At 68.3% G+C, this 6,000-nt stretch carries 6 protein-coding genes; 2 read left to right on the top strand and 4 right to left on the bottom strand.

Features of this window, described 5'->3' with window-relative positions; all coding sequences use genetic code 11:
* Positions 1-734: 734 nt before the first annotated feature.
* The gene (locus AOJ26_RS05600; RefSeq protein WP_053847038.1) at positions 735-1,283 is read right to left on the bottom strand and encodes a carboxymuconolactone decarboxylase family protein; all 549 of its coding nucleotides are present in this window, start codon (positions 1,281-1,283) and stop codon (positions 735-737) included.
* 121 nt (positions 1,284-1,404) lie between these two features.
* Here AOJ26_RS05600 and AOJ26_RS05595 point away from each other — a divergent pair, with 121 nt between their 5' ends.
* Positions 1,405-2,034 carry a CGNR zinc finger domain-containing protein gene (locus tag AOJ26_RS05595; RefSeq protein WP_053847037.1) on the top strand — a complete coding sequence of 210 codons (630 nt, stop codon included), beginning with the start codon at positions 1,405-1,407 and terminating at the stop codon, positions 2,032-2,034.
* Positions 2,035-2,241: 207 nt separating this feature from the next.
* Here AOJ26_RS05595 and AOJ26_RS05590 read toward each other — a convergent pair whose 3' ends face one another.
* The 3 genes from AOJ26_RS05590 to AOJ26_RS05580 all read right to left on the bottom strand — a co-directional run bounded on the left by AOJ26_RS05590 (position 2,242) and on the right by AOJ26_RS05580 (position 4,770).
* Positions 2,242-3,036 (bottom strand): maleylpyruvate isomerase family mycothiol-dependent enzyme, encoded by a 795-nt coding sequence (locus tag AOJ26_RS05590; protein ID WP_053847036.1) that lies wholly within the window; start codon positions 3,034-3,036, stop codon positions 2,242-2,244.
* Positions 3,037-3,238: 202 nt separating this feature from the next.
* Positions 3,239-3,619: a MarR family transcriptional regulator gene (locus AOJ26_RS45175; RefSeq protein WP_078959756.1), complete on the bottom strand. Its 381-nt coding sequence runs from the start codon at positions 3,617-3,619 to the stop codon at positions 3,239-3,241.
* A 254-nt stretch (positions 3,620-3,873) separates the two neighbouring features.
* A complete protein-coding gene (locus AOJ26_RS05580; protein WP_053847034.1) occupies positions 3,874-4,770 on the bottom strand; it encodes a LysR family transcriptional regulator in 897 nt (298 codons plus the stop codon).
* A gap of 279 nt (positions 4,771-5,049) precedes the next feature.
* Between AOJ26_RS05580 and AOJ26_RS05575 the strand changes: the two genes are divergently transcribed.
* Complete coding sequence (locus tag AOJ26_RS05575) at positions 5,050-5,814, top strand: SDR family NAD(P)-dependent oxidoreductase (protein ID WP_053847033.1); 765 nt, start codon at positions 5,050-5,052, stop codon at positions 5,812-5,814.
* The last annotated feature ends 186 nt before the right edge of the window (positions 5,815-6,000 follow it).

Below are 6,000 nucleotides of genomic sequence, written 5' to 3'. Positions count from 1 at the left end.
GACCCCCACCCACACCCTGAAGCCCCGACAGGCTCGCCCACGCGAGCACGCCACGCTCACTGCCCCCTGCTCAACTTCAACATCTGCGGGCTGTGCAGGAGGCCCTGTTTTCAGCGCCAACAGCTACAAGATCACCTGAACGAGAAACGGTCCCTGAACCCCACTACGATCTCCAACCTCCAAGAGCGGAAAGACAGCCTCTGAAGGGGCCGGTCGGGGACAAGGCATCTGAGACACCGAACGCCTGAGACACCCTTGCAGGTCACACAACGCCGTCCAGTGCGGTCGCGTCGGGCAGTTGGCCGGCCCCGGCCACAACCTCCGGGGATGCGGCTGCCATCTGGGTGCCGTGCCTCGAGTGCAGTATGACGTGGTCGGGTCGACGGACATGATGGCCCAGAACCCGTCCCACCTGGGTTCAGCAGCCAGCCTGCGCTGAGCTGCGGCGACGGGGTGCGCGTGGCCAGCATTGGCTCCGGCGGAGTCCAGGTCGCGTGCCATCCCTTCCACTACGGCCCTGCCCCGCACCAGGGGACCCGGGTCCGGGTGCCTTACTGCGCGGCTGACGACGATCAGGCCGAGTCCGAACGCGGCGCGGCGTCCGCACAGGTGGATGCGCAACGCCTCCGAGGTTGCTGCCCGTGCCCCGCCGCCCGGCCGTCATGCCGGGCGGCGGAGCACGGGCGGTGTGAGGGGCCGCAGTTGCCTGGCGAGGCGGCCCACCCGTGCGGTCGTCAGGACTGCGTGTGCGGCTTGACGGGAGGGAATTCGTTGGCGGTGCCGGCGACGAGGTTGAAGTAGTTGGTCAGGATGTTGAGTGCGAGGTTGCCGACGACTTCGGCGATCTCGGCGTCGGTGACGCCGGCGGTCCGGGCCGACTCCAGGGTGGTCGCATCCACGGTGCCGTGGCCGCGGGTGATGGCGTCGGAAAGCGCGAGCAGGGCTGCCGCGTGCGAGTCCGCGGATTCGGCGCGGCGTGCGCGTTCTATTTCGTCGGGGTCGAGCTTGGCGACGTTCTTGGCCAGGAACGTGTGGGCGGACAGGCAGTAGCCGCAGCGGTTGTGCTCTGCGGTGGCCAGGGCGAGACGTTCCCGGACGGCGGCCGGCAGTACACCGCCGGCGAGCGCGTCGGACAGGCTCATCCATCCCTTGAGCAAGGCAGGGCTGTTCGCCATGACTTTGGCCATGTTGGGGACGGAGCCGACGCTCTTCTTGAGCTCTGCGAGCAGCTTGGCTGCTTCGCCGGTGGCATCGGCAGGGTCGATCTGGGGCAGCGCCGACATGGCGGCCTCCCATCAAGCTAATGGTTGATGCTTCCTATGACCATTAGAACTATGGTGCGCTGTCCGCCTCATGTCAAACGGTCTCCGCGGCTTCCATCCATTAGTCCGGTAAGGTGGAGGGATGACGTCCGCCGGAGAGACCACGGGTGCGGTGCTGCTGGGGGAAGTGCTGCCGATCGAATTGATGAACACCGTCACGGTCGATCGCGGCCGCACCCGTGACGCCCTCGCGGACGATGCCGGCGCGAGCGCCTGGCTGCGTGCGATCGGGGACCGCCTGACCACCTGGACCGGCCTCCAGGCCGACCAGTTCGACGAGGCTGCGGTGCGCCCGGTCGCCGGAGCGCTGCGTGCGCTGCGCGACGCGCTGCGACGGCTGGCGGCGGAGGTGACCGAGGATCCACGTCCCCCGGCCACCGCACCGGACTTGGCGCGCTCGGAGGCGATCACCACACTGAACGCCCTGGCCGAGGTCTGGCCCCAGTTCGTCTGGGCGGAGGGCGGCCGGCCCGCCGTCGCGTACCGCGGTTCCGGGACATCTGCGCGCCTCGCCGTGCAGCTCATCGCGTACCAAGCCGTCGAACTTTTCGCGGGCCCCGACCGTGATCGCCTGCGCCCCTGTCTGGCACCCAACTGCCTGCTCTTCTTCGTCAAGAACAACCCACGCCGGGAGTGGTGCTCCCCGGCATGCGGCAACCGGGTGCGTGTCGCCCGCCATTACCGGCGGCACCACGCCGCAGACAACGCCTGACACAGCGCCGTCCGGAGCGACCTCGGACGGCGACGCGACCCCCGTCGTCGACGGGACGATCGCCTCGTGCACGAAGCTCTCCGCGTCGCTCACCGGAAACCGGACCCGCCAGGCAGCCCGCGGAGGCCTGGCCGGCGAGCCCTCTCAGTCCCTCCCCGGCCGGCCGCCCCCGCGCTACGCGTCAGCCGGCCGTACGCGGTGGCCCTCTCAGAACCCGGGGAACAGGGCGCGCAGATCGTCGATCCCGATCTTCCCCTCCGCCCGGAGCGGGTCGATGCCAGGACGGTGCCTGCCGTAGACCAGTCGCACCACGGCCTCCGACGTACCCGTGAGCGTGGCCACCGGATCAGCCGGCTCCGCCGGGTAGACGTGCAGTTCGGCCCCGAGGTCGAGCAACTGCGTGCGGTTGCGGTCGGTCAGTTCGATCGCCACCTGAGCGGGCGCGAGAGGGCCGAGGGTGTCACCGTCCCTGAAACGGCTCGCCACCAGATCGATCCGCTGCCACAGAAGGACGACTTCTTCGGCGGGAATGACCGCGGAGGCGTCGAGGGCGACGGCGATGTCCCAGGCGTGGACCGACTGTTCGGACAGTCGGTATCCGGCGTACTCCGCGGTGCTCAGCGGGCCGGCGAAGTACGGGATCTCGAACGCGTCCTGCCGAGTCGTCCCGAGGGAGTCGAGGAGTGCGAGATGCCGCATGTCCGCCTCTCTCCAGGCCGCTCGCTGATCGAGCGGCGGCAAGGCGTCCCAGCGCTCCCAGACGGGGAGCATGTCCTCGCGCACGGGAGCCCTCATGTCTCCGGCGGCGCCTCGCTTCACCAGCATCAAGCAGATCTCGGCGGCGCTCCCCAGGTGGGACAGCACCTGCGCGATGGTCCAGTCCCGCGCGAAGGACTGCCGGGTCAATTCCGTCTCGGACAGACCGTCCACGAGGCGGCGAAGCCGGTCGGAGCTAGCCCGCAGCGCATTCAGCCGCTCTTCCGCCCCTGCTGTCGTAGTCATCTCGATGACTCCCTGCTTTCATCTTTTCCTCCGGCCGGCCATGGAGCCCGCCGCCCTCACATGTAACCGCGCTCAGAGAATTCACCGAAGGCGTCAACCGACGGAAAATCCGGCAGCAGCCATAAGCACGACAGAGGGCACCTGTCAGAAAACAGAGCATGAACCGACGCGGATGCCTTGAGCGCCGGGCGACCACTATCCGTTACGACGTCTGCCGACGGTTGCCATCAGGCAAATGGTTCGGCAAGGGAACCGGGCTCATTTCCGCCGTGATGTGGTGAACCAGCTGGCGGAACTCGGAATGACGCGCGGCAAAAGGCATCGCATCGCGCACGGCTGCGTCATGGACAGCCCGCGCGGACTCCAGAAGTTCACGGCCAGCGGAGCGCAGGCGAAGGTGAGCGCGCCGCAAGTCGTCGCGGCACGTCAGACGACCGAGGAGACCACGTCCTTCCAGACGGGCGACGAGCCGCGAGGCGGCGGACTGGCTCACCCCCGCGCCACCGGCGAGCTCCCGCACGCCCGGGGGCCTGCCGCGCTCCTCCTCGGCTCGCTCGATCGGAGCCAGCGATAAGCACTCCATTGAAGAGCCGGGTCTCGAGCCACAACGTACGTCTCATTTTTCGTGGAGTGGTTTTCCAAGTCGACCGGGAAAGGCCTCGCGGTGGAGTGTGTCCATAAGAGGGAGGTGCCGTCAAATCCCTCCCCCTTTCCATCATATTCCCAGGTCAGAGGCGTGGATGCTCTTGGCGGGAAGCGCTTCGCGGAGAACTCGGCAATCGAATTCCCTGATAGCAGCGACCGTTTATTCCAATGGCGTCGCAGACCCGGTGTGCGTCAGAGGTCCACGGTCGGAAGTCCTGTGATGAAGGCGGCCAGGTCGCGCCGTCGGGAGTGGGTCGGCCACGCGGCCCAGGTGCGGCGGACCAGCGGATGCCGGTGCAGTGGCTTCCACACCACGTTCTCGGGCAGTGGCTGGGACCAGCGGGGCGGCGCCAGGGCGAAGGCCTTCTCGGTGCCGACGGCCGCCAGCTTGACCTCGGCGATCAACGACTGATCGTGCGGCGGCTCAGGTCCCAGGTCGAGGCCGAAGCTGCGTAGCACCGAGGTCACTTCGTCGTACCACGCCGGGCTGCCGGAGCGGGGAAAGCTCACCCACTCCAGGCCACGGAGGGTCTCCAGGCGCACGCCCTCGTCGTCCGCCAGTTCGGCGGCGACGCTCGCGGCCAGCAGCACGCCCAGCTTCTCCGTGACGACCAGCATGGCGTCGAGGTCGGGGTCGACGGGACGTTCCCGGAGCAGACCGATGTCGAGGTCACCGGCGCGCAGCGCCTCCAGCTGGGCGGCGGACGACAGGTGGCGGGCCTGCACGCGTGTGCCGGGGCAGGAGGCCGCCACCTGTTCCATGGCCGGCTGGAGCAGGTCGGACGGGAGTTCCAAGGGGATGCCGATGCGCAGCAGCCCGCAGCCGGGGCTGGTCAGGCTCGCCATGGTCCGCATGGCCTGGTCGTGGCGGGCGATCACGGCGCGGGCCTCCGCCAGCAGGGTCTCGCCCTCTTCGGTGGGACGGACGCCGGTGTTGGTGCGGATCAGCAGCTTCAGCCCGAGTTGCCGCTCAAGGCCGCTCACCGTCTGCGACAGCGCCGACTGGCTCATGTGCAGTCGGCGGGCGGCGGCGGACATGCCGCCCTCCTCGGCGACCGCCACGAAGGTTCGCAATTCCCGCAGTTCCATTTCTCCATACCAGCACACGGGCAGCCGCCCGGTCATGCCCCGGCCAGAAGCAGCGCCGATGGCCGCGTTCAGCCCGGACGCCAGAGCGGCCGCGCGTCGGTATCCACCGGGTGGAACGGTCAACGCTTTTCCCGTTGACGGCGATCGAATTCCGTGATGGCCGGTCCGGAATGACGGCAGCGGTGGATTCGCTGTGCAGGGGCGTCACCGCAAGGCGACAAAATCCGGAAGCCGCTACGGCACTCCGGATCACCCCTACGAAACATCTGAGGAACCGTGATGGGTCTACTGGAAGGAAAGGTCGCGCTGATCACCGGAGGAACGTCCGGAATCGGCCGAGCCGCCGCGCTTTTGTTCGCGCGGGAGGGCGCGAAGGTGGCGTTCACCGGGCGGCGTGAGAACGCGGGCAAGGAAGTGGCCGACGAGATCGCCGCGGGCGGCGGTCAGGCCCTGTTCATCAAGGCCGACTCCACCGACGTGCAGGGCGCCGGCGACGTGGTGGATCAGGTCGTCGAGCGCTTCGGCCGCCTCGACGTCGCCTTTGACAACGCGGGCACCGCTGCCCTCGGCCCGCTCACCGAACTCGACGAGAGCGCCTGGCACCACCTCGTCGACGCCAACCTCAAGGGCACCTTCTTCGCCGTGCAGGCCCAGGCGCGGCAGATGAAACGCCAGGGCCGGGGCGGAGCCATCGTCATCAACGGGTCCGTCTTCGCCGAACGCGGAACGCCCGGCATCTCCGTCTACAGCGCCACCAAGGGAGGCGTCGCCGCTCTGGCCCGGGCCGCCGCCGTCGAGCTTGGCCCGGACAGTATCCGCGTCAACACCGTGAACCCCACCGTGATCCGCACGCCGCTCACCGAAGGCGGCATCAGCCGTCGCGAGGACGGCTCGGAGGACCACCCGCACGGCCGGAACATCCCGCTCGGACGGATCGGAGAAGCGGAGGAAGTGGCCCAGGTCGTCCTCTTCCTCCTGTCCGACCGCGCCTCCTTCGTCACCGGTCAGTCGCTCATGGTCGACGGAGGCCAGAGCGTCAACTGACCGATCTCCTTATGGCGACGAAAAGCGACACGGATCGGCTGGAGGAACACCCAGTTCAAAGGGGTTGTCGGCGCTTTTTCGTCCCCTGGGCGGCGATTTTGTGCCGGGGCGGAAATCCCCGAGAGTCAATACCGAATTCTTCGCACCTGAAAGCGCGGGGCACGATCGGCCCCGTCGAAAGGAATT

The sequence above is a fragment of the Streptomyces sp. NRRL B-24085 genome, assembly GCF_001282115.1.
GTDB lineage: Bacteria > Actinomycetota > Actinomycetes > Streptomycetales > Streptomycetaceae > Streptomyces.
The sequence above is the reverse complement of the archived record's forward strand: the minus strand, read 5'-3'. Positions and strand labels throughout refer to the sequence as shown.

Coding starts and splice junctions, on each gene's coding strand:
- AOJ26_RS05590 (WP_053847036.1), bottom strand. CDS start 3,036: ATGACTACGACAGCAGGGGCGGAAGAGCGGCTGAATGCGCTGCGGGCT.
- AOJ26_RS05575 (WP_053847033.1), top strand. CDS start 5,050: ATGGGTCTACTGGAAGGAAAGGTCGCGCTGATCACCGGAGGAACGTCC.
- AOJ26_RS45175 (WP_078959756.1), bottom strand. CDS start 3,619: ATGGAGTGCTTATCGCTGGCTCCGATCGAGCGAGCCGAGGAGGAGCGC.
- AOJ26_RS05595 (WP_053847037.1), top strand. CDS start 1,405: ATGACGTCCGCCGGAGAGACCACGGGTGCGGTGCTGCTGGGGGAAGTG.
- AOJ26_RS05600 (WP_053847038.1), bottom strand. CDS start 1,283: ATGTCGGCGCTGCCCCAGATCGACCCTGCCGATGCCACCGGCGAAGCA.
- AOJ26_RS05580 (WP_053847034.1), bottom strand. CDS start 4,770: ATGGAACTGCGGGAATTGCGAACCTTCGTGGCGGTCGCCGAGGAGGGC.